This window comes from Actinomycetospora succinea, assembly GCF_004363095.1.
Lineage (GTDB): Bacteria > Actinomycetota > Actinomycetes > Mycobacteriales > Pseudonocardiaceae > Actinomycetospora > Actinomycetospora succinea.
In genome coordinates this window covers 690,290-712,133 of sequence record NZ_SNYO01000003.1, presented here as the reverse complement: position 1 = coordinate 712,133, position 21,844 = coordinate 690,290, and the positions used below count along the sequence as shown (strand labels likewise).

The 21,844-nt window shown below is 72.2% G+C and carries 22 protein-coding genes and 1 pseudogene; 11 read left to right on the top strand and 12 right to left on the bottom strand.

Features of this window, described 5'->3' with window-relative positions; all coding sequences use genetic code 11:
* Positions 1-76: 76 nt before the first annotated feature.
* Positions 77-1,438: an MFS transporter gene (locus EV188_RS14645; RefSeq protein WP_133826970.1), complete on the top strand. Its 1,362-nt coding sequence runs from the start codon at positions 77-79 to the stop codon at positions 1,436-1,438.
* A gap of 50 nt (positions 1,439-1,488) precedes the next feature.
* Here the strand turns inward: EV188_RS14645 and EV188_RS14640 are convergent, their stop codons facing one another.
* On the bottom strand, positions 1,489-2,382 hold the full coding sequence (locus EV188_RS14640; RefSeq protein ID WP_133826969.1) for an SDR family oxidoreductase: 894 nt from the start codon (positions 2,380-2,382) through the stop codon (positions 1,489-1,491).
* A gap of 86 nt (positions 2,383-2,468) precedes the next feature.
* On the opposite strand from EV188_RS14640, the gene EV188_RS14635 reads away from it, so the two are divergent.
* A complete protein-coding gene (locus EV188_RS14635) occupies positions 2,469-3,029 on the top strand; it encodes a TetR family transcriptional regulator (RefSeq protein ID WP_133826968.1) in 561 nt (186 codons plus the stop codon).
* On the opposite strand, the gene EV188_RS14630 is transcribed toward EV188_RS14635, so the two are convergent.
* The 4 genes from EV188_RS14630 to ligD all read right to left on the bottom strand — a co-directional run bounded on the left by EV188_RS14630 (position 3,015) and on the right by ligD (position 7,964).
* Complete coding sequence (locus tag EV188_RS14630) at positions 3,015-4,496, bottom strand: FGGY-family carbohydrate kinase (protein ID WP_133826967.1); 1,482 nt, start codon at positions 4,494-4,496, stop codon at positions 3,015-3,017. The two genes, EV188_RS14635 and EV188_RS14630, sit on opposite strands and share 15 nt — an antisense overlap.
* Positions 4,497-4,588: 92 nt before the next feature.
* Positions 4,589-5,584, bottom strand: coding sequence for a DUF2332 domain-containing protein (locus tag EV188_RS14625; RefSeq protein WP_208114185.1), 996 nt, complete (start codon positions 5,582-5,584; stop codon positions 4,589-4,591).
* A gap of 70 nt (positions 5,585-5,654) precedes the next feature.
* A complete protein-coding gene (locus tag EV188_RS14620; RefSeq protein WP_133826966.1) occupies positions 5,655-6,848 on the bottom strand; it encodes a cytochrome P450 in 1,194 nt (397 codons plus the stop codon).
* A gap of 219 nt (positions 6,849-7,067) precedes the next feature.
* Positions 7,068-7,964 carry a non-homologous end-joining DNA ligase gene (gene ligD, locus EV188_RS14615; RefSeq protein ID WP_133826965.1) on the bottom strand — a complete coding sequence of 299 codons (897 nt, stop codon included), beginning with the start codon at positions 7,962-7,964 and terminating at the stop codon, positions 7,068-7,070.
* Between the two features lie 45 nt (positions 7,965-8,009).
* On the opposite strand from ligD, the gene EV188_RS14610 reads away from it, so the two are divergent.
* Positions 8,010-8,525, top strand: coding sequence for an RNA 2'-phosphotransferase (locus EV188_RS14610; protein WP_243741691.1), 516 nt, complete (start codon positions 8,010-8,012; stop codon positions 8,523-8,525).
* A 75-nt stretch (positions 8,526-8,600) separates the two neighbouring features.
* Here the strand turns inward: EV188_RS14610 and EV188_RS14605 are convergent, their stop codons facing one another.
* On the bottom strand, positions 8,601-8,969 hold the full coding sequence (locus EV188_RS14605; RefSeq protein ID WP_133826964.1) for an NUDIX domain-containing protein: 369 nt from the start codon (positions 8,967-8,969) through the stop codon (positions 8,601-8,603).
* An 86-nt stretch (positions 8,970-9,055) separates the two neighbouring features.
* Between EV188_RS14605 and EV188_RS14600 the strand changes: the two genes are divergently transcribed.
* Positions 9,056-10,318 (top strand): ferric reductase-like transmembrane domain-containing protein, encoded by a 1,263-nt coding sequence (locus EV188_RS14600; protein ID WP_133826963.1) that lies wholly within the window; start codon positions 9,056-9,058, stop codon positions 10,316-10,318.
* On the opposite strand, the gene EV188_RS14595 is transcribed toward EV188_RS14600, so the two are convergent.
* Complete coding sequence (locus EV188_RS14595) at positions 10,319-10,741, bottom strand: ester cyclase (RefSeq protein ID WP_133826962.1); 423 nt, start codon at positions 10,739-10,741, stop codon at positions 10,319-10,321. It lies immediately after the preceding gene.
* A 168-nt stretch (positions 10,742-10,909) separates the two neighbouring features.
* Here EV188_RS14595 and EV188_RS14590 point away from each other — a divergent pair, with 168 nt between their 5' ends.
* Entirely contained in the window at positions 10,910-11,704 is a 795-nt protein-coding gene (locus EV188_RS14590; protein WP_166659884.1) for an endonuclease/exonuclease/phosphatase family protein, read from the top strand.
* A 4-nt stretch (positions 11,705-11,708) separates the two neighbouring features.
* Here the strand turns inward: EV188_RS14590 and EV188_RS14585 are convergent, their stop codons facing one another.
* Positions 11,709-12,128, bottom strand: a complete 420-nt coding sequence (locus EV188_RS14585; protein WP_133826960.1) for an ester cyclase — start codon at positions 12,126-12,128, stop codon at positions 11,709-11,711.
* 110 nt (positions 12,129-12,238) lie between these two features.
* Between EV188_RS14585 and EV188_RS14580 the strand changes: the two genes are divergently transcribed.
* Entirely contained in the window at positions 12,239-12,682 is a 444-nt protein-coding gene (locus tag EV188_RS14580; protein WP_133826959.1) for a DNA polymerase ligase N-terminal domain-containing protein, read from the top strand.
* Here the strand turns inward: EV188_RS14580 and EV188_RS14575 are convergent.
* On the bottom strand, positions 12,673-13,530 hold the full coding sequence (locus EV188_RS14575; protein WP_133826958.1) for an SDR family oxidoreductase: 858 nt from the start codon (positions 13,528-13,530) through the stop codon (positions 12,673-12,675). The genes EV188_RS14580 and EV188_RS14575 overlap by 10 nt on opposite strands.
* 81 nt (positions 13,531-13,611) lie before the next feature.
* Between EV188_RS14575 and EV188_RS14570 the strand changes: the two genes are divergently transcribed.
* Complete coding sequence (locus tag EV188_RS14570; protein WP_208114184.1) at positions 13,612-14,298, top strand: TetR/AcrR family transcriptional regulator; 687 nt, start codon at positions 13,612-13,614, stop codon at positions 14,296-14,298.
* Between the two features lie 3 nt (positions 14,299-14,301).
* Here EV188_RS14570 and EV188_RS14565 read toward each other — a convergent pair whose 3' ends face one another.
* Entirely contained in the window at positions 14,302-15,012 is a 711-nt protein-coding gene (locus EV188_RS14565) for a DUF4253 domain-containing protein (RefSeq protein WP_133826956.1), read from the bottom strand.
* A gap of 69 nt (positions 15,013-15,081) precedes the next feature.
* On the opposite strand from EV188_RS14565, the gene EV188_RS14560 reads away from it, so the two are divergent.
* The 3 genes from EV188_RS14560 to EV188_RS14550 all read left to right on the top strand — a co-directional run bounded on the left by EV188_RS14560 (position 15,082) and on the right by EV188_RS14550 (position 16,983).
* Complete coding sequence (locus EV188_RS14560) at positions 15,082-16,161, top strand: glycoside hydrolase family 172 protein (protein ID WP_133826955.1); 1,080 nt, start codon at positions 15,082-15,084, stop codon at positions 16,159-16,161.
* A 121-nt stretch (positions 16,162-16,282) separates the two neighbouring features.
* Entirely contained in the window at positions 16,283-16,660 is a 378-nt protein-coding gene (locus EV188_RS14555) for a hypothetical protein (protein ID WP_133826954.1), read from the top strand.
* A gap of 20 nt (positions 16,661-16,680) precedes the next feature.
* Positions 16,681-16,983, top strand: a complete 303-nt coding sequence (locus EV188_RS14550; protein WP_133826953.1) for a hypothetical protein — start codon at positions 16,681-16,683, stop codon at positions 16,981-16,983.
* 143 nt (positions 16,984-17,126) lie between these two features.
* On the opposite strand, the pseudogene EV188_RS14545 reads toward EV188_RS14550, so the two are convergent.
* A pseudogene (locus EV188_RS14545) lies at positions 17,127-17,770 on the bottom strand (mycofactocin-coupled SDR family oxidoreductase).
* A 107-nt stretch (positions 17,771-17,877) separates the two neighbouring features.
* On the opposite strand from EV188_RS14545, the gene EV188_RS14540 reads away from it, so the two are divergent.
* A complete protein-coding gene (locus tag EV188_RS14540) occupies positions 17,878-18,759 on the top strand; it encodes an MOSC domain-containing protein (protein ID WP_133826952.1) in 882 nt (293 codons plus the stop codon).
* Here EV188_RS14540 and EV188_RS14535 read toward each other — a convergent pair.
* On the bottom strand, positions 18,735-21,770 hold the full coding sequence (locus EV188_RS14535) for a DEAD/DEAH box helicase (RefSeq protein ID WP_243741690.1): 3,036 nt from the start codon (positions 21,768-21,770) through the stop codon (positions 18,735-18,737). The two genes, EV188_RS14540 and EV188_RS14535, sit on opposite strands and share 25 nt — an antisense overlap.
* Positions 21,771-21,844: the final 74 nt, after the last annotated feature.

The window sequence follows — 21,844 nt, the reverse complement described above, 5'->3', positions numbered from 1 at the left end:
TCGCTGCGGGTGACCCTACGTTCTCGATTGTCAGACAGCCAGACAGAGATTTCGCCACAGGCGAGGAGTGGTCTCGATGACGAGTCCCGAGCAGGCCGCACCGGTGACGGCCCCGCCCGTGGAGACCCCGGAGCGCGCGGCCAAGCGGAAGTCGGCCACCCGCGGGGCGTTCTTCGCCGAGTTCGTCGACATGTTCGACATCTACCTGCCGACCGTGGTGCTGACCCCGGCGCTGCTCTACTTCCAGCCCGCCCAGCTCGACCCGGGCACGGCGGCGATCTTCACGTCGCTGGTGTTCGTCACGACGCTCGTCGGGCGGCCGATCGGCGCGGCGGTGTTCGGGGCGCTCGCCGACCGCGTCGGGCGGCGGCGCAGCACGATCATCTCGGTGACCGGGTTCGGCGTGATCACGCTGCTCATCGCCCTGGTCCCGGGTTTCACGACGATCGGCATCGCGTCGTACTGGCTGCTGATCGTGCTGCGGTTCCTCGACGGGATCTGCCTCGGCGGCGGCTACACGGGCGCGCTGCCGCTGGCCATGGAGTACTCGACGAAGAGCCGCCGCGGCCTGCTCGGCGGGATCATCCTGTCGGCGTTCCCGCTGGCCTACATCGTCATCAACCTCGTCGCCCTGGCCGGCTTCGCGCTCTTCCCGCTGGCCGGGCCGGACTCGCCGTACGCGGTGTGGGGCTGGCGCGTGCCGTTCGTGCTCGGCGCCCTGCTCGCGTTCGTCCTCGCGATCTACTACGTCCGCAGCGTCTCCGAGTCGGAGATCTGGGAGGCCGCCGAGGCCGCGAAGTCCGAGGGCACCTCACAGGGCGGAGCCGGTCGCCCGCTGCTCGCCGTGCTGCGCAGCCCGACGTTCCTGCAGGTCTTCCTCATGATGACCGGGTTCTGGCTGACCCAGAACCTCGTCACGCTCTTCCTCCCGACGACCGTGCTGCGCAACCTCGTCGGCCTCACCAACACCCAGCTGACCCTCACGCTGCTGATCGCCTACGTCTGCCTCGTCGGCAGCTACATCGGCTCCGGGGTGATCGGTCAGCGCATCGGGCGCAAGCGGTTCTTCGTCATCGGGGGCCTGCTCATCGCCACCGTCGGTGTGGCCCTCATGGCCGTGCTCGTCCACGGGAAGGGCCTGCCGTTCGGGCTGATCATCCTCGTGGTCTGCGCGTTCTCGGTGGTCGTGACGGCGCCGTGGGGCGTGGTCCTGCCCTACATCACCGAGCGGTTCCGCACCGACGTGCGCGCCTCCGGCTTCGGGCTCGGGTTCAGCGTGTCGGTCGTGATCCCGTCGTTCTACGCGTTCTTCCTCGAGGGCCTCGGCGGGTTCATGCCCTACGCGACCGCGGTGCTCGTGCTGCTCGCCTTCGGCGGCCTGCTCGGGGCCGGCGGTGCGGCCGCCGGCCCCGAGACCAAGGACGTCGACTTCGAGTGAGGGGCTCCGCCCACGTGAGTGGAATGGGTCGCCCCGGCGACCCATTCCACTCACGTGCCGTAGGCACCCGCCTTGATGTCCTCGAGCAGGCCGGGACCGGTCGGCGTCCAGTCGAGGAGCGCGCGGGTGTGCTCGCTGGTCGCGGACATGTCCATCGCGAAGAAGCCCCCGATGAACCCGAAGTGCTCGACGGCGTCCCCGGGCGCCACCGACGTCACGCCGACGCCGAGCACGTCGCCGATCGCCCGCGCGATCTCGCGGGACGGGATCGCCTCCTCGGCGACGGCGTGCAGCCGCGCCCCGGCCGGCGCCTTCTCCAGCCCGAGCCGGACGAGCCGCGCGGCGTCGCTGACGTGCACCGCCGACCAGCCCGTCGAGCCGTCGCCGACGTAGGCGGAGGCGCCGTGGCGACGGGCGGCGGCGACGATGAGGGCGATGAAGCCGTGGTCGCCGTCCCCGTGGGTGGTGGGCGCGAACCGCGCGGTGACGGCACGGACCCCGCGGTCGACGTAGCTCAGCGCCAGGTTCTCGGTGCCGCCGCGCGGTGACCCCGCGCCGATCGCGGGCGACGGGTCGGCCTCGGTCCCGGGGCGCCCCGCGGCGAGCCCGGCCACGCCGCCGGCGACGACGAGCGGCTTGTCGGTGCCGACGAGCGCCTCGCCGAGGGTCTCGACGGCCGCACGCTCGGCGCGGTTCGACTCCGCCATGTTCGCCCAGTCGTGCTTGTTGGCGAGGTGGATGACCCCCTCGGCGTCGGCCGCACCCCGGCGCAGCCCGTCGAGGTCGTCGAGGTCGCCCCGCAGGACGACCGCGCCCTTCGCCTCGAGCGCGGACGCCGACGCGTCGGACCGGGCGAGACCGACGACCTCGTGACCGGCGGCGAGCAGCTCGTCGACGGTGGCGGAGCCGATCCAGCCGCTGGCTCCGGTGACGAAAACACGCATCTCGCGTGGCCTCCCCTAGACTCATGTCAGGTGCTGACATCAGCCTACGCCGCGATGTCAGTCGCTGTCATCAGTAGTCTGGCGCCATGGTCCGTTGGCAGCCCGGGGCACGCGAACGGCTGCAGGCCGCCGCCCTCGAGCGCTTCGCCGCGGAGGGCTTCGACGGCACGACGGTCGCCGAGATCGCCGCCACCGCGGGCCTCACCGAGCGGACCTTCTTCCGGCACTTCGCCGACAAGCGCGAGGTGCTCTTCGCCGGTCAGGACGAGTTCGAGCGCCTGTTCGTCGCCGGGATCGAGGACGCCGACGGCACCGACCCGATAGCCGTCGTCGCGGCAGCCCTCGAGGGCGCGACCGGCTTCTTCCCCGAGGACCGGCGCGCCTGGTCGCGGGCCCGGCAGGAGGTCATCGACGCCGACCCCGGCCTGCAGGAGCGCGAGCTGCTCAAGCTCTCGAAGCTCGCCGGCGCGATGACCGACGCCCTACGCCGGCGCGGCATCGACCCGACGCCCGCCGCCCTCGCCGCCGAGAGCGGCGTCGCGGTGTTCCGCGTGGGGTTCGCGACGTGGATCGCGGAGGGCGAGGAGCGCCCGCTCCCCGTCATCCTGCGGGCGGTGCTGGGCGAGCTGCGGTCACTGCTCGCCTGAGCGCTGCTGCGCGGCGAGGAAGTGCGCGGCGTCGGCGGTCGCGGGGTAGAGCGCCCGGTAGTGCTCGTGGAAGGCGTCGTAGCGGGCGGTGCGCTCGGGGTCGGGAGTCACGGTGGCGACGATCGGGTTCCAGACGGCGACGTCCGCTTCGGCACCCAGCGCCTGCGCGGCGAGGAGGGCGTCGCCCAGCGCCGCGCCGGTGGTGTCGGCGGGGACGTCCTGCTCGCGGCCGGTCACGTCGCTGACGATCTGGATCCAGAGCCCGCCCCGCGTGCCCCCGCCGACCGCGACGAGCCGGGGCTCGGGGCCGCCGGCGTCGCGGAAGGCGTCGAGGTTGTGCCGGACGCCGTGGGCGGTGCCCTCGAGCGCGGCGCGGTAGAGCTCGGCGCGCCCGTGGCCCGTGGTCAGTCCGAGGACCAGGCCGCGGGCGTCTGGGTCGAGGATCGGGGTCCGCTCGCCCGCGAAGTAGGGCAGCAGGAGCAGGCCACGCGCGCCGGGCGGGACGTCGGCGGCCTCGGCGACGAGGGTCGCGTAGTCGGCGCCGACGAGGTCGCGCAGCCAGGCGGTGACCGCGCCCGAGGTCGCCATGCCGGCCGCGGTGGTGAACGAGCCGGGCGGCACCCCGCGCGTCGCCCAGAGCGCCGGGTGCCGCACGGGCGTGTCCGTGACCTGCACGAGGAACATCGTCGTGCCGTACATGACCATGGTGTCGCCCGCGGTCTGCACGCCGACGCTCGTCGCCTCGGCCCAGGCGTCGATGGTCCCGGCTGTCACGGGCGTGCCCTCGCGCAGCCCGGTCTCGTCGGCCGCTGCTCGCGTCACCGTCCCTGCGATCTCCCCGGGCCACAGGAGCCGGGGCAGCGGGAGCCCCGGGGCGACGACCTCGGCCAGGTCGGGCGCCCAGTCGGCGGCCTCGAGGTCGTACATCGGGTCGCACTGGCTCGCGGAGTGGTGGTCGAGGACGTACTCGCCGGTCAGCCGGTGCACGAGATACGAGCTCGCCATGAGGAAGCGCTCGGTCCGCGCCCAGACGTCGGGCTCGTGGCGCTGCAGCCAGCGCCACTTGGGGCCGACGGCCTGGCTCGACAGCGGCGTGCCCCCGCGCGCGACGATCTCGTCCGCGCCGATCTCCTCGGTGAGCTCGGCGATCTCCCGCGTCGCGCGGGTGTCGACGCCGTAGAGGATCGCCGGACGCAGCGCCCGCCCGTCGGCGTCGGCGGGCAGCAGCACCGGCCCGATGCCGCTGACACCGACCGCGTCCGGCGTGCCGTGGGCGAGGAGCTCCCGGGTCAGGTGCGCGACGTCTGCCCACCAGACGCCCTCGGCGTCGTGCTCGACCCACCCGGGGTGCGGGAACGACGTCGCGTGCTCGACGTCGGCACGTGCGACCACGTGACCGCTCTCGGCGTCGACGAGGACGCCCTTCGACGACGACGTCCCGATGTCGATCCCGAGCACGAGCGGCACGGCTGTCGACGATAGGGGCGGTGGCGAGGGCGTCGTCTCTCTTCACGGAAGACGCTTCGGGAACCGAAGCGTCGCCCGTGGAAAGAACGGCCTCAGCCGCCCAGCCACTGCAACCACGCGCCGTGCCCGTCGACCCAGGCGAGCGGTTCGCGCCCGTCGCGAGCGAGCAGGAACGGGGCCGGGCCGGGCGGCGGGTCCGGCAGGTCGGTCGGCGGCGGCGAGGGCAGGTCGGCGAGCACGCTCGCGGACTCGTTCGCGAGCCACACCGCGTCCAAGTCCCCGACGGCCTCCGCGAACGCCCAGCGCCGCTCGGTCGGCAGGTAGGTCAGCACCGCGGAGTGGAACACCACGAGCGTCGCGTCGCGTGGTGCCCCGGCGGCGACGGCGTGCAGCTCGTCGACCAGGTCCCCGCGCACGACGCGGGGCGGATCGACGCGAGCGACCTCCGCGGCCGCCTCGAGCCGCTCGACACGTGAAGGCTGTCCCGGCCAGACGAGGCAGGCGAGCCAGCGCAGGTCGTCGGGGTCGGCGGCGTCGAGCGGGTCGAGGTCGATCCCGGCGCGCCAGACCACCGACGGCGTCGTCGCAGGCAGAGGCGCCGGTCCGAGGACGTCACACGGCAGCAGCGGCGACCCCTCGATGCGCGCGACCTCCTCGCCGGCACGTCGGTAGGAGTAGCCGTAGCGGTCGGGGAGCAGGCAGAGCCCCGCGCTCGCGCCCACCTCGAGCAGCGCCAGCGGACCGTCGAGCGCGGCGAGCGCCGGGAGCAGCGTGGCGCACCGGGCGGGCTCGTTGGTCTGGGTGCGGCGCGCGAGCATCGTCGTCGCGACCTCGTCGCGGCGGCCGAGGACGACGTCGCGGAAGGCCGCGTACCCGGACGGGAGCCCGGCGAGGAAGCGGACCGTCGCGAACAGCAGCGTGGGCTGGCGCCGGTCGGCCGGGAGCTCGTCGAGGAACGCGACCAGCTCCGGGTCGTCGGCGACCCCCGCGGCCAGCTCCTCGTAGAGGGGGCTGCGGCCGCGGGCCTGGTGGGCGCCGAAGCGCCGGTAGTTCTCCGCGACCCCGTACTCGGGCTCGTTCCCGATCACGAGGCGCTCCGCACACGTGAGTGATCTGGGTCGTCCCGACGACCCGGACCACTCACGTGGCCGCAGGCCATCACCAGGCGAGCGGCAGCCGGTGCAGCCCGTAGATCAGGGTGCGGTGGCGGAACTCGGGTTCGCCCGCCAGCCGCAGGCCCGGGAACCGCTGGAGCAGCGCCGGCAACGCCACGCGCATCTCGATCCGCGCGAGGGGCGCGCCGAGACAGTGGTGGATGCCGTGACCGAACGCCAGGTGCGGCGACGGCGGGCGGCTGATGTCCAGCGTCGTGCCGTCCTCGATGAGCGCCGGGTCCCCGTTGGCGGCCGCCAGCGACGCGATCACGAGGTCGCCGGCCGCGACCGGGTGCCCGCCGATCGTCGTGTCCTCGGTGGCCGCGCGCGGGAAGCCGCCGTGCACGACCGTCAGCCACCGCAGCAGCTCCTCGACCGCCCCGTCGACGGCCGCCGGGTCGTCCCGGACGCGGGCGAGCTGGTCGGGGTGCTCGAGCAGGGCGAGCGTGCCCAGGGACAGCATGTTCGACGTCGTCTCGTGCCCCGCGACGAGCAGCAGGTTGCCGATGCCGATGAGCTCGTCGTCGGTGACGTCGTCGGAGTGCTCCCGGATGAGCATGCCGAGCAGGTCCTCGCCGGGGTCGGCGCGGTGCCGGGTGACGAGGTCGGACATGTAGGCCCGCGACGCGTCGGCGAGGCGCATCCGCTCGGGCGCGGAGATCGTGCTGTCGAGCGAGCGCGCGCTGCGCTCGGTGAACTCGGCGCGGTCGTCGTACGGGACGCCGAGCAGCTCGCAGATCACCATCGACGGCACCGGCAGCGCGAAGTCGTCGACGAGCTCGGCGGGTGGGCCCGCTTTCTCCATGGCGTCGAGGTGCTCGGTGACGATCTCCTCGACGCGCGGGACCAGCCGCTTCATCCGCTTGACCGTGAACTCGCCGGTGAGCATCTTGCGCAGCCGCGTGTGGTCCGGCGGGTCCTGGCCGAGCAGGTTGCCTGCTTGGCGGCGACGCCACTCGGCCTTGTCACGCCCGGCCTCGACCATCGCTGGCGGTGGCGGTACCGCGTCGAGCCGGAAGCGCTGTGGGTCGCCGTGCAGCTCGCGGGCGTCGGCGTACCGGCTGACCATCGTCGCCTGGTGCCCGAACGGCGTCGTGACCTGCGCCGTCTCCCCCGACTCCCGCAGGGCCTCGATCTCCCGCAGCAGCGAGAAGCCCTCCCGCTGCGCGGCCACCTCGCCCGTCCAGTGCTCGGCCATGCCCCGATGGTGCTCCCCGCGGTCGGCCCGCGCCCGTCCCCTGACCGGATCCTCCGGATTGCCCATACGGCCCCGGTGCGAGCGATGCGGCATCGCTGGCGTGTGACGCCAGGATCGCCACATGCTCGCTGCGGCGACACGCCGTGCTTCAGCGAGGCCCGGGGTGTTCCAGCGTGGGGGCCACGCTGACACCCAACGTCAGTTTCGCCACCAGCTCGATCAGCGCAGCGCCCGCGCGTGGTCCCGCAGGCTCGCCCACGGATCGGCCTTGCGAGCCAGCCGGCGCGGGATCGACCGGACGTCGTGCTGGTCGGGCGTGACGCGGGAGAGCTCGTCCCAGGCGAGCGGCGTCGCGGTCGGGCCGCCGGGACGGGCGCGCGGTGAGTACGGCATCACCGCGGTCTGGCCGTAGGCGTTGCGCCCGACGTCGAGGAACGTCCGGCCGTGGCGGGCGTCCTTGCGGACCTCGGTCGTCAGCTCGTCCGGGTGGTCGGCGGCGACGGCGTCGGCGATCTCGGTGGCGGCGTCCTTCACGGCGTCGTGGCCCGCGCTGCCGTCCAGGGGCGCGACGACGTGGTAGCCGCGACTGCCCGTGGACTGCAGGAACGCGACGAGACCCCGTCCCTCGACCGCCGCCCGCACCGCGCGGGCGACGTCGCGGATGCCGGCGAGGTCGATGTCGTCGCCGGGGTCGATGTCGACGATCAGGCGGTCGGGGTGCTCGAGCGACCCGGCGACGGCGTTCCACCCGTGCAGCGCCACGGTCCCGAACTGCACGAGCCGGACGAGGTCGGCGGCCTCCGCGACCTGCGGGTGGTGGACGACGTCGTCGCCGCCCTTCTTGTGCTCGCGGCGCGGCGTGTCGACGGTGTGCAGGCCCTTCGGCGCCCGCTGCCCGGCGTCCTGCTGCACAAACCCGCCGGCGTCGAGGCCGTCGGGGAAGCGCTGGAGGGTCAGCGGGCGGCCCTCCAGGTGCGGCAGGACCGTCGGTGCGATCGCCTCCCAGTAGTGCGCGAGATCGGCCTTCGTGACGTCGTCGCCGCCCTCGCGCGCGGGCAGGAGCACCTTGTCGGGGTGCGTGGCGTCGACGCCCTCGACCGTCTCGCCGCTGCTCATACCTGGGCGTTTGCCTCCCACGGCCGCGCGACAAACCCTGGACCCGTGGATCGGGTGCGCCTCTCGAAGCGGATGTCCCGCGCGCTGCGTCACGACCCGGCGCGCGTCGGGCTGGTGCTCGACGAGGCGGGGTGGACCTCGCTGGATGCGCTGTGCGCGGCGCTCGGGGTGTCGGTCGCCGACGTCGAGGACGTCGTGGCGAACGGGTCGAAGCAGCGCTACGAGCTCGCCGGCGGGCGCATCCGTGCGCGCTACGGGCACTCGCTGCCCGGGCACGTCGAGATGGCGCCCGCCGACCCGCCGGCGGTGCTCTTCCACGGGACGGGCGCGGGCGCGGTCGACGCGATCCTGCGCGATGGCCTGCACCCGGACGGGCGGCAGTACGTGCACCTCTCCCCGTCCGAGGCCACCGCGCGCGAGGTCGGGGCGCGCCACGGACGCCCGGTGGTCCTGATCGTCGACGCGCGGGCGGCGGCCGCCGACGGCGCCGTGTTCCGCCGCGGCAACGACGACACCTGGCTCACCGACGACCTCGCGCCCCGCTACCTCCGGCGCGCCTGACGTGTTCCAGCGTGGCGGCCACGCTGACACCCAACGTCAGGATCGCCACCACCTCGATCCGGCGACACGCCGCGCTCACCGCAACGACTGCACCAGGTCGGCGAGCGCCCGCGGCCGGACGTCGGTCACGCCCAGGTCCGCGACGCGGTGCCACCCCGCCGCGAGGTGCGGTTCCTGGCTGACCGGGTCCTCGACGTCGATCACCACCGTGAAGACGTGGTTGATCTCGTGGTGCCCGTCCCAGACGTTCTCCAGCTCCCCCAGCCGCTCCCCGACCGTCGCGCCGGCGTCCAGCTCCTCGCGCAGCTCCCGGACCAGCGCGACCTCCGGCGTCTCGCCCGCCTCGACGTGCCCACCGGGGAAGAACCAGTAGCCCACCGCGACCTCCTGCATCAGCAGCACCCGGCCATCGCGGACCACGACCCCGCGAGCAATCGCCTCCATGAGGGCATCCTCCCCAGGTCACGAAAAGGTCACGGCCTCGCCGAACGGCCCCAGCCTGATCAGCGAGATCCCTAGCGTCCGCGCCCATGACCGAGCGCGGACGGGCCTGGGCCATGGGGCTGGCGATGCTCCTGCTCATGCCCCTCGTGGCCCTCCTGCTCTCCGTCGCGTCGCCGCGCCTCGGCGAGACCGTCACGTGGGCCAGCGCGTTCGGGCTGGTCGGCGCCGTGCTGATGGCGCTGATCGTCGCGCTGGTGTCGCGCGTGCGGGGGCTGACGCGGCTGCTCGGCGTCGAGATCAGCAACCGCGTCCACCGCCGGCTCGGGGTCGCGGCGGCCGGCTTCACGTTCGCGCACGTCATCGCCGCGGTCGCGCACTCGCCGCGCGGCCTCGCGCTGCTCGACCCGCTCGCCGTCGGCTGGCCGCTCAAGACCGGCATCGCGGCCACCGTGCTCATGCTGCTCGGGGCCGTGGTGCTCCCGCTGAAGTCGGTGCGCCGGTACGGGCAGATCGCCCGCGTGCACGCGGTGCTCGGCGTCCTCGTGCTCCTGCTGACCGGCGCGCACGTGTGGCTGTTCGGCAGCCTCGCGAAGAACCCGCTGATCGGCGTCCCGGCGGCCGGCCTCGGCGTCGTGATGCTGGTGATCCTGCTGCGGCGCTGGATCGTCCGGCCCGCGCTCGGACGCGGCGCGTACCTGCTCTCGGCCGTGCGCCCGGAGTCCGGCAACACCTCGACGGTCGTCCTCGCGCCCGCGGGTCCGGCGCTCGACCCGCCGCCCGAGCCCGGCCAGTTCGTGTGGGTGCGGGTGACGCGCGTGCCGGTCGCCGAGGAGCACCCGTTCACGATCGCCGCCTCGACCCGCTCGGGCGTGCTCGAGCTGACCGTCCGCGACCAGGGCCCGTTCAGCGGCGGCCTGCTCGACCTCGAGCCGGGGCGCACGGTCTGGCTCGACGGCCCGCACGGCGCCTTTGTGCCCGCCGAGGCCTCGGGTGGTCTGGTGCTCATCGCCGGCGGGGTCGGCGTCACGCCGATCATGAGCATCCTGCGGGCCCACGCGGCCGCTGCCGACCCCCGGTCGCACACGCTGCTGCTCGCCGAACGCGAGGGCGAGGCGCTCTTCGCCGCCGAGATCCTCGCGCTGTCCCGGCGCCTCGACCTCTCCGTCCTGCGCACCGGCGGCCGCCGCCTCGACGCCGGGATGCTCCGCGCCGTCATGCCGGCCGGCAGCCCGCCGCCGAGTCACCAGTACTTCGTCTGCGGGCCCCCGCCGCTGGTCGGCGCCGCGATCCACGGGCTCGGCAGCCTCGGCGTGCCGGCCGGCGCCATCACCACCGAGCGCTTCGGGTGATCAGCCGGACAGCGCGCCCAGCTGCCCGAGGATCGTCATGTTGTCCCACGTGACCCAGAGCTCGGCGAGCTTGCCGTCCTCGACGCGGAAGATGCCGCCGAAGTCGAACGACACCTTCCGGCCCGTCGCCGGGATCGGTCCGAGCGGCCCCTGCTGGGTGCCCTCGTAGGTCGTCCAGATGCCGGCCCGGTCGCCCTCGACCACCACCTGCACGAACGTCTGGACGTTGTCCGGGAACGACGCCGTGTTCGACCGCAGGAACTCCTTGAAGTCCTCGCGGCTGCGGACGTCGAAGTCGGGCGTCGCCTCGCAGTGCCGGACGAAGTCCTCGGCGACGATGTCGTCGAGCAGGTCCAGTTCCCGCGAGTTCATCGCGTCCTCGAGACGCTGGATCAGATCGCGGATCGCCGCCGCATCGGCCATGGCTGTCGCCCCCCTCGGACACACACGCAGGTCTGCCCACCACAGGGTGAGGCCGCTCCCGCGAACGGTCGATCGGCCATCAGGCCGTGCGGCTTGCGCCCGCGAACTCTGGACCAACACCCGGCGGGCCCGAGCCGTCGGGGCGGTTCGGTGCACGACGATGGGGGCGTGCGCCGTCGACTGCTCGGGCTGGTCGTCGCCCTGCTCGCGCTCGCCGCGGCGTGCAGCGAGCCCCCGCCACCGCCGCCCGGCCTGCGCGTCGTGACCTGGAACGTCCAGACCGGCGAGCACGACCCGACGGAGTGGGCGCCCGTGGTCGCCGACCTGCACCCGGACGTCCTCGCGCTCCAGGAGGTCTGCACCCGCGACGCCGAGGAGCTCGCCGAGCTCCTGCGCCGCGACCACGGGCTCGACTACCAGGTGGCGCGGGGCCCGATCCGCCCGCCGACGCCGGCCGAGGCGAGCGCGCCGGTCAACGCCGCGCTCGGCCCGGCGTGCGACACCGGCCCGAACGACGTGCTCTACGGCGTCGCGGTGCTCTCACGGCTGCCGATGAGCCCGCCGCGCGTCGTCACCTTCCCGCCCGACCGCCGTGACGAGCAGCGCGGCTACCTCGCGGTCGACGTCACCACCCCGACCGGCCCGATCGCCGTCGCCAACGCGCACATCGGCCTCGACGGGGTGCAGGCGGACCAGTTACGCCGCCTCGCGGAAGGCGTGGCCGGGTCCGGGCCGGCGATCGTGCTCGGCGACCTCAACGTCGACCCGACCGATCCCGACCTCGCCCCGCTGCGCCAGGGCTTCACCGAGGTCGACCCGACCGGGCAGTACGAGACGACGGCGCACGGGAAGATCGACTACATCTTCCTGCGCGGCCTCGCCCCGACCGGCCCGCCGCAGTCGCCGGACGTCACGTCGTCCGACCACCGCCCGCTGGTCGCCGACCTCCGACCCGGGCCGTGACCCGTCAGGACGGCAGCGCGCCGATCCCGCGCAGGAAGCCGAGGGTGTCCCAGTTGACCCACTCCTCGACGAACCGGCCGTCCTCGATCCTGCTGAGCAGCTGCCCCTCGAAGTAGACCGGCCGCCCGGTCGGCGCCGTGTTCTCGATCTCGCCGGCGTGCGTGCCCCGCAACGTCCAGAAGGTCTCGACCAGGTCGCCCTCGGCGAGCTGCATCGCGATGCGGAGGTCGAAGTCCGCGAGCACCCCGCGGTAGGCCTGCACGCGCGCCTTGAAGCTCTCGGGGCCCGAGCCCTGGTCACCGTTGTAGGGGTCGTGGTTGACGTAGCTCGGGGCGAACATCTCCTCGAGCGAGTCCCACTTGTCGCCGTTCCACATCTCGTCGAACTGCCGCGCCACGAGCTCCTTGTTCTGCTGGGTCGACATCGCGTCGCTCCCTCGCTCCGGGGGCGCGCCGTCCGCGCCCGGAGCGTCAGGCTGGACCCGTCGCGGGGCAGAGTCAGTTCGTAGTTCCCGCACGGAGGAGGTGCGCCGAGGTGACGAACCGCTTCGTCGTCCAGCGTCACGACGCGACGAGCCTGCACTTCGACGTCCGCCTGGAGATCGACGGTGTGCTCGTGTCGTGGGCAGTCCCCAAGGGCCCGTCGACCGACCCCGCGCAGCGCCGCCTCGCCCGCCGCGTCGACGACCACGCCCTCGACCACATCGACGTCGAGGGCCGCCTCGGGTCCGGCACCGTGATCGTCTGGGACACCGGGACCTACGACCTGCGCACCGAAGGCACGGCCGCCGACGCCCTCGCGAACGGCCACCTCACCGTCGTCCTGCACGGCGAGAAGCTCTCCGGCGGCTACGCCTTCATCCGCACCGGCGGCGACGACTGGCTCCTGATCAAGACCAGGGACGAGGACGCCGGCGCCGCCCTGCCCGACGACGACCGGTCCGTGCTCACCGGGCGCACGAACGACGACTACGCCTGAGCCGGCACCGCCAGGATCTCGGACAGCGGCGTCGCCGGCCGCCCGAGCAGGCGGGCCAGGGTGGGGTCGGCCGGGGCGAAGTCACCGCGGCGGCTCGCGGCGAACATCGTCGGCAGCATGCGCGCCGCCGCCTCGGGGACCCCGTGACCCACCAGGTCGGCGACGTACTCCTCGTCGCTCACCACGACGCGGCGGATCGTCCGCCCGGCCGCCTCCGACGCCAGCGCGGCGACGTCCTCCATCGTCAGCGTCTCGGGGCCGGTGAGCGGTGGGGTGATGCCGTCGAACGCGTCGCCGGTCAGGGCGAGCGCGGTGACGTCGGCGAGGTCGCCGTGGGTGGTCCACGCGACGGGCCCGTCCTCGGGCACGCGCAGCTCCCCGGTGTGCCAGGCGCCGCTCAGCAGCATCGGGACGGTCGACGAGTAGAACCCGTTGCGCAGCGACGTCCACGCGACGCCGCACCCGCGCAGCATCTCCTCGGTGGCGGCGTGGTCGGCCATCGGCGCCATCGGTGAGGTCGGCTCGGCACCGTGGTGGCTCGTGTAGAGCACGCGCCCGGCGCCGGCCGCGACGGCGGCGTCGATGGCGGTGCGGTGCTGGCGCAGGGCCTCCTCGCCGAGGACGTTGGCCGAGACGACCAGCACCTGGGACGCGCCCTCGAAGGCCTCGGCGAGGCTCGCCGGGTCGGTGTAGTCGCCCCGACGGACCCGCGCGCCGCGCTCGGCGAGGTCCCGGACCTTCTCCGGATCGCGGACGCTCGCCCCGATCTGCCCGGCGGGCACGCGGTCGAGCAGCCGCTCGAGGACGGCGCGGCCCAGCTGGCCGCTCGCTCCGGTCACGACGATCATGGCTTCTCCGTTCCACTGATAACGACTTCACGCTAGCACCGTTGTTATCGGTGGAAGCAACGAAGCGCTATCGTCGTGAGCGTGGACACCGACGAAAGCCCGCGCGGGCGCATCGTCGCGGCCGCCCTGCGCCTGCTCGAGGCGAGCGGTCCCGACGCCGTGTCGACGCGCGCGGTCAGTGCCGCCGCCGGCGTCCAGGCCCCGACGATCTACCGGCTCTTCGGCGACAAGCAGGGCCTGCTCGACGCCGTCGCCACCGAGGGCTTCACGTCGTACATCGCCGCCAAGACCGCCGGCGAGCCCCACCCCGACCCGGTGGAGGACCTGCGCGCGAGCTGGGACGAGCACGTCGCCATGGGCCTCGCCCACCCCGCGCTCTACGAGCTGATGTACGCGCGCGCCCGCCCCGGGTCGCCGGCTCTCGAGGCCGCCGCCGACGTCCTCGCCAAGCGCATCGGCCGCATCGCCGAGGCCGGGCGCCTGCGCGTGCCCGAGGAGCGCGCCGTCGGACTCGTCCGCGCGGTCGGCGAGGGGACGACGCTGACGCTGATCGCCACCCCGGAGGACCGCCGCGACCCGCACCTCGCGGAATCCGCCCGCGAGGCCGTCATCGCCGCGATCACCACCGACGCGCCCGCCCTGCCCGACCCGGGCCCGATCCCCGCCGCCGCGGCCCTCCGCGCGGCGCTCCCGGGCGTCGACGCCCTGAGCCCTGCCGAGCTCGGGATGCTGCGGGAGTGGCTCGACCGGATCACCGGAAGCTCCTGACGGTCAGTCCCACCAGAACCGCCAGCGAGTAGCGCTGCGGATCTTCTCCCCGTAGCTGCGCGGGGTGTAGACGACCCCGTTCTGCGGGTCGACCTGGTCGGGACAGAAGGCGAAGTGCTCGGAGGCCACGAGTTCGGCCTCCTCCTGGGTCGTCGGCGGGAACGCCACCGACAGCTCGAGGGTGGACGTCGTCATCACGGAGAGGACGGCCCCGAAGCGCTCCTCCCAGCTGCGCAGCACCGCGCTGAGGCGGACGTTGTCCTGATGCGGGTAGTTGCAGGCCCCGCCCCACCCCACGACTGCGGGGATGTCGGCGGGGCGAGAGACCCGCACGAGCGCCAAGTGTCCCCACGCCGCGGCCTGCTCGGCCATGGCGGCCGCCTCGCGGAACGTGCGCGGAGAGGTCGACCGGTCCTCCTCGCCGGAGCGCGTCAGCTCGGGCAGCTCACCGAGGAACGGCTCCAGGCACGTGCATCCCTCGGGGCACGGGCCCGGCCACCATTCCGCCAGCACGCGGTAGGGGTCGTAGGCGCCGATCGCGCCGACCGGGTCGTCCGGCACGGGCATGACCCCGAGCCGGCAGTCGGCACCGGCGAGCCAGACCGGGGCGCAGTCCTCGGCGCGGGCGTGTCGCAGCAGGTCGTCGTAGACGCTCGGGGTGCCGTCCGACAGGAGCTGGACGGCGTCGGAAGAGGAGAGGTCAGAGGTCGTCATACCGGGTTTGATGGCGCCGGACCCGATTCGGTTCCCTCCTCGCGCGAAGTCGGCGGGGAGGCTGGACCCATGACCGCCGCCTACGGCCCCCACGGTTCGAGCCTGCGCGATCTCCCGCGCCTCCGACACACCCGCCGCCGGCGCTCGTCGAGCTGGGACCGCACGGGCGGCAACGACGACCGCGAGACCCTGGGCCCCGGCGAGACCGCCACGCTGCTCGACGTCGCGGGTGCCGGCGTCGTCACCCACATCTGGGTCACCGTCGCGACGTCACGCACCCTGCGGAACCCCCGCGGCAAGGCCGACGACCTGCTCCGACGCCTCACGCTCAAGGCCTGGTGGGACGGCGAGGAGCACCCCAGCGTCGCCGTGCCGCTGGGCGACTTCTTCGGTGTCGGCCACGGCCGCACGACCAACTTCGTCTCGCTGCCCCTGCAGATGAGCCCCGAGGACGGCAAGGCGTTCAACTGCTGGTTCGCGATGCCGTTCGGCTCCGGGGCGCGGATGGAGATCTCCAGCGAGGTCGACGACGCCGACGTGCTCGTCTACTTCTACGTCGACTACGAGGAGCTCGACGCCCTCGACGACGACATCGGCCGCTTCCACGCGCAGTGGCGCCGCCAGAACCCGACGCAGGGGGTGACGCCCGGCCCGTCGAACGCCGCCTACCAGTTCCACGGCACGAACCTGACAGGAACTGACAACTACACGATCCTTGAGGCCGAGGGCCACGGGCACTACGTCGGCTGTGTCCTGAACATCCAGAACCGGCGCCGCACCCGCCTCTGGAACTGGTACGGCGAGGGCGACGACATGATCTTCATCGACGGCGACGTCTGGCCGCCGACCCTGCACGGGACCGGCACCGAGGACTACGTCAACACCGCCTGGTGCCCGACGCAGAGCTACTCGGCGCCGTACCACGGGGTCACGCTCGCGGGCGGGAAGAACTGGCGCGGGCCGGTGAGCCTGTATCGCTTCCACATCGAGGACCCGGTCGTCTTCGAGCGCTCGATCCGCGTGAGCATCGAGCACGGCCACGCGAACAAGCGCAGCGACGACTGGTCGTCGGTCGCGTACTGGTACCAGGCCGAGCCCCACCGGGCGTTCGATCTTGCGCCCGCCGGGGAACGACTCCCCCATCAGTAGGTGAGGAGGTGCACCCGGCGACAGACGTCACCCGCCATAGGTCGAGGGTCACACCTCTCCGATCTGGCAGGGCCGGGCACACTCCTCGCACCATCGAGAACCCGACCAACGGAGGTACGCGATGGATGACCAGGAACGCTACGACCGCTTCCTCTCCGCCCTCGGCTTCCGCGCCAACCTGGACGGCACGCCGTCAGAGGGCCGCGGCACCGTCGACCTGACCGACCTCGACGGCGAGCCCGTCGACCCCGCCGTGCGCCTGCACGTCTGCCCGCAGCGGCTCGCGCAGCACGTCTGCGACGACCACGGCGTCGCCCCCAGCGCCCGCCCGTCGCTCGACGACGACCCCGAGGCGCTCGACGAGGCCGAGGCCGCCTCGCTGCAGTCGCTGCTCGCGCAGATCGAGGAGGCGATCCTCGTCCGCGAGCCGGGCAAGGACCACCTCGTGCTCGTCGACGGCGGCGTGCGCGCCGTCGCGGCCGATCAGGTGCCCGCCTGACCTTACGAGATCATGGCTCGGTGCCCGCGGCCCTGACGAGAACCCGGCAGGAGACCGAGATCGGCGAGGGCCTCGCCGTCGGCTGCCTCGTCGCCGGCGTCCACGCGATCGGCGCCACCGCGGCGCTCGACACCGCCCTGCTTCGCGCGCTCGAGCCGTGGCCGTGGGCCGCGCGCTACCCCGCCGTCCGCCGCACCCCACGGCTCGACGACATCCTGCGCCGCAGCGCCGCAGCGCCGCCCGTCGCGGGAGCCGCATCGCGCGGTGGTCCCCGTCGCGCGACGCGTTCGTCCCGCAGCTCTGCGACGACGACTGGGACCTGACGTCGGCATGCGCCCAGCTCGAGGAGGCAACGGCCGTACCCGCCCGGCGCTGGTGCGAGCTGGCGCAGGCGTTCCTCCGTGAGCTGGACGACGACCTCGTCTGGCGCGGCCGACCTGTCGACCCGTTCCAGGAGCTCTGACCGTCAGGCCTCGTGCGGGATCTTGAACGGCTGCAGCGCGCCGGCGTCGATGATCTGCGTCGTGCCGGTGACGTAGCGGGCCTCGTCGGAGGCGAGCCAGAGCACGGCATTGCTGATGTCGACGGCCTCCACCCACGGGACCTTCATCGCGTTGAGCGTGGTCATGCCAACCTGCGCGTCCGCGTACGTGGCGCCCTGCACGCCGAGGAAGAGCTCGTAGATCGACTCGTTGTGGATCATGTCGGTGCTCACCGTCGTCGGGTGCACCGAGTTGACGCGGATGTCGTACGGCGCGAGCTCGACGGCGAACGTGCGCATCAGCCCGGTGACGCCGTGCTTGGCGGCGGTGTAGTGCGCGAGGTTCGGGAACGCGCGCAGCCCGGCGATCGAGCTGGTCAGCACGATCGACCCGCCGGTCCCCTGCTCGATCATGGTCGGCACGGTGGCCCGCAGCGTCTTCCACACCCCGGTGAGGTTGACGTCGATCATCTCCTGGAAGGACTCTCGGAGAGCTCCGAGCCGGGCGCGAAGCTCGCGATGCCCGCGTTGGCGCAGACGACGTCGAGGTGCCCGAGCTCGGCGACACCCTCCTCGACCGCCGCCTGCAGGGCGCCGAGGTCGCGCACGTCGGCCTCGCGGGTGACCACCCGCCGGTCGAGGTCCTCGACGAGCTTGGCCAGGCGTACCGCCGGGCGGCCCCCGGAACAGCCTGCGAGCAGGGGATCGACAGCGGTGGCGTGCCAGGCTGGACGTCATGGCTGAGGCAGTGGCACGCGTCGCGTCCCTCACCGTCTTCCCGATCAAGGGCTGTGCCGGGATGGCGGTCGAACGCCGCGAGGTCACGACGACCGGACTCGCCGGCGACCGGCGGTTCATGGTCGTCGCGCCCGACGGGCGGTTCAAGACGCAGCGACGGCATCCCCTGCTGGCGACGGTGCAGCCGCACCTCGAGGGCTCGACCCTGACGCTGTCCGCCGACGGCCGCTCGACCTGCACCCTTGATGTGGTCGACGACGGGCCGCGGCGCCAGGTCGAGATCTTCAGCAAGTCGCACCCGGCTGTCGACCAGGGCGACGAGGCCGCCGCCTGGTTCTCCGACGTGCTCGGCACCGAGTCCCGCCTCGTCGGCGTCACGCCCGAGCACCACCGCCCCACCGACGGCCTCGTCCCCGGCCTCTCCGGCTGGGCCGACAGCGGCTCACTCCTCCTGCTCTCGCGCGCGGCCGCCGACGACCTCTCCGACCGCGCCGCGGAACGCACCGGCGAGCCGATCCCCCTCGAACGCTTCCGCGCCAACGTCGTCCTCACCAGCTGCGCCGCCCACGCCGAGGACGACCTCGACCGCGTGCTGCTCGGCACCGCGCACCTGGCGTTCTCGAAGCAGGCCGTGCGCTGCGCCGTCGTGACCGTCGACGAGCAGACGGGAGCTCGCGCCGGCCCCGAACCGCTCGAGACCCTCGCGAGCTACCGACTCACGGACAACGGCGTCGTCTTCGGCGCGAAGTACACGGTGCTGGCGCCCGGCGAGGTGGCGGTCGGCGACGACCTGCGGGGGAATTCTTCGAGGTCGTCGCGGGACATCGCAACCGTCGATGCCGGGCCGACCGAGCTCTACCCCGCCTCGACCGAACCCTGACTCAAGAGATCTTGTGGCATCGGACGGTTCAACCGCCACGTGATGCTGATCGGCCGCTCGCCCTGGTGCTGCACGTGGAACACCTCGCCCAGGCACAGATAGGGCGCCGACCCGAGCTCGTCTTCTCGCGTGACGCGCACGAAGAGGAGGACCCTGCTCGTCCCCTGTGTGTAGCGCTGGCCGGGCGCCGAATCGACTGTCGTGCTGTTCTGCGACTCCCAGTGAAAGAGATCGGCCGAGATCGGGTAGTCGCGGTAGCGTGTCGATGGTGCGAAGTCCCGGTCTTCCTTTCGCAATGTCACCAGGAGCGCATCGACGTTCGTGGCCTCGGAGTAGACAACGCCACCCGCCTGCCCGTGGGGCTTGCGGTCCCATGTCGACCATCCGATCCCCGTGAGAATCTCTTCGCGGCGATACGACGCGTGGGACAGCAAGGAGACGCCTTCCACCCCCACTGGGACGGGCACGTGACGGGCGCGGTCGGCTGTGATCGCCATGAGCTCCGCCAGCTCCGCGCCGACAGCAGGGCAGGATCGCAGCGCATCGAGTCCGTCCTGGAAGGACGATAAGCCAACTCGGTTCGACCATACGTTGTAGACGAGCATGCGTGCGAAGACCTGATCGCTCTCGGCGAGCTCCTCGTAATCGGGGCCATCGGCCGCGAGCAACCTCGTGTAGAGCTCGGCTCGAGCGGGATCGTCAACGTGGGAGAAGGAGCGAATCCGCTTCAGCAGTGCGTCCTCACCCGGACCCGAGGGCAGGGTGGCGAAGCCTGCTTCTCGCCGTACCCGGGTCCAGCTCGAGCCGGCCCGTGCGTAGACCTCGGAGAGTTCACGCCCGGAACGACTGAGGTAACCGCGCAGCGTCAAGTCGCCATGGGATCGCACGTCCGCGACCAGCGCGGCATGGCGCCCAGTCAGCCCCTGGCGGACGTTGGCGAGCACGACCTCTCGGGCGACACGGTCCAACACCAGTTGAGAACCTGCAGGCAGGTAGGGAAACCCTTGCTCAATGTCTCGGAGGAGTTGCTGACGAGTAGATCCTGTCAGGGCGCGGTAACGAGCGTCGAACCGGTACTCGCGACGGTGCTGGCCGATGAAGTCGAGGACAGTCAGCACGGCCTTCCCCGGGGCGCGTCGCAGCCCCCTGCCGAGTTGCTGAAGGAAGATCGTCGCGCTTTGCGTCGGGCGCAGCAGGAGGAGGGTGTCCACGGTCGGTAGGTCGACGCCTTCGTTGAAGAGGTCGACCGTGAACAAGCACTTGACGGTCCCGGTACGCAGGTCCGCCGCCGCAGCGGAACGCTCGTGGGGGCGAGTCTCACCCGTAACCACTCGAGCAGGAATGTTGGCCTCACTGAACTTGCGAGCCATGTATTCGGCGTGCTCGACCGACACGCAGAATCCAAGAGCGCGCATGCGACCGACATCCGTCACGCGGTCACGGAGAGCGCGAAGTACCAGCAGCGTGCGGGCGTCGTTCCCCGTGTAGAGATTGGACAATCCAGAGGCATCGTAAGCACCTCGCGACCACTCCAACTCCGTGAGGTCGGTGTTGTCGGAGACCCCGAAGTAGTGGAAAGGGCATAGCAAGTCTTGCTCGAGCGAGTCCACGAGCCCCAACTCGACAGCTGTCCGCCCGTCGAAGAACTCCTCGCGGACATCGACACCGTCGGCCCGTTCCGGGGTAGCGGTCAAACCGAGCAGCTCCCGCGCGTCGAGCCGAGCCAGGAGGGTGCGATAACTCGCCGCCTCTGCGTGATGGAACTCGTCGATCACGACAACGTCATAGGCGGGAAGGTCGACGAGGCCGCGCAGCGATTGGATGGACGCGAAGACGTGCCTGCTGTCGGTCGGCACCTCGCCTCCGACCATGAGCTGACCGAACGTTCCGTCCCCCAGCACCTCGCGGTAGGTCCGGAGCGCCTGTTCCAGGATCTCGCGCCGATGCGCGACGAAGAGTAGGGAGCCGCCGAGTCTGCGGTAGTCGAGCGCTGCGACGACGGTCTTTCCTGTCCCAGTCGCGGCTACCACCAGGTTGCGGTAACGACCATGGACGAGCCGCTCCGAGTCCAGAGCCTCGAGAATGCGCTCTTGGTGCGGCCGGGGGCGCACCTCGAGCCCCGAGAGCATGATCGTCGGCGAACCCGAGCCGGACTCGGCGTTCAGTGCAGCATCCAGCGTCGCGGCATCACGTTCAGGGTCGTAGACCCTGAAGTCGCGACTGTTCCAGTACGTCTCGAAGGTGGCCTCGAATTTCCGCACCAGAGTCGGCGTAGCGACTGAGGAGATACGCACGTTCCACTCGAGTCCGTCCACGAGGGCCGACTTCGAGAGATTCGAACTCCCTACATATCCGGTGTCGAATCCACTGTCACGACGAAAGAGCCAGGCCTTGGCGTGGAGCTTCGTCGATTGATCCTCGAAACAGATCCGGACATCAGCACCGAAGCGTCGAACTAGTTCGTCGACCGCACGCCGTTCTGTGGCTCCTCGGTATGTCGTCGTGATCACGCGGAAGGGAACCCCGCGTTCCTTGAGGAGGGTGAGCTCATCGACGAGCACGCGAACTCCGTGCCATCGGATGAACGCGCAGAGCAGATCGACGTGGTCGGCGGTTGCGAGTTCCGAGCGCAACTCGGCGGCAAGGGTGGGTTCGTCCGCCGTGTTGGTCAGTAAGGCGGTCTCGGCGAGCGGCGTCGTCGGCCGCACGAGTCGGCGGACCCCGGGCGACACCGAGACGGCGAGCAGCTGTTCGAGTCCAACGACTTCGTCCTCTGAGGAGCCAAGGAGATCGACGATCCGGTTGACCAGTGTCTGACGGGTTCCTGGGTCGCGTTCGTCGGCGAGCACTCGCCGGACGGCGTCTCCGACGTGTCGCGCCAACACATCGGGCGCTGCGGCCGAGCTGATGTCTGCGAAGGTCTGCGTGTTCGCGGCGAGTCCGTGGAGTCGTCGGTCGAGCCCCCGCGTGCGTACGGACTCGTACAGTCCGGGCCTGACTTCATCCGTCACTTGACGTGACCTCTCAGCCGCTGGACCGCCACAGACCGATCTTCCCGAGCGCGTTCGTGGCGGCATCGTCGGGG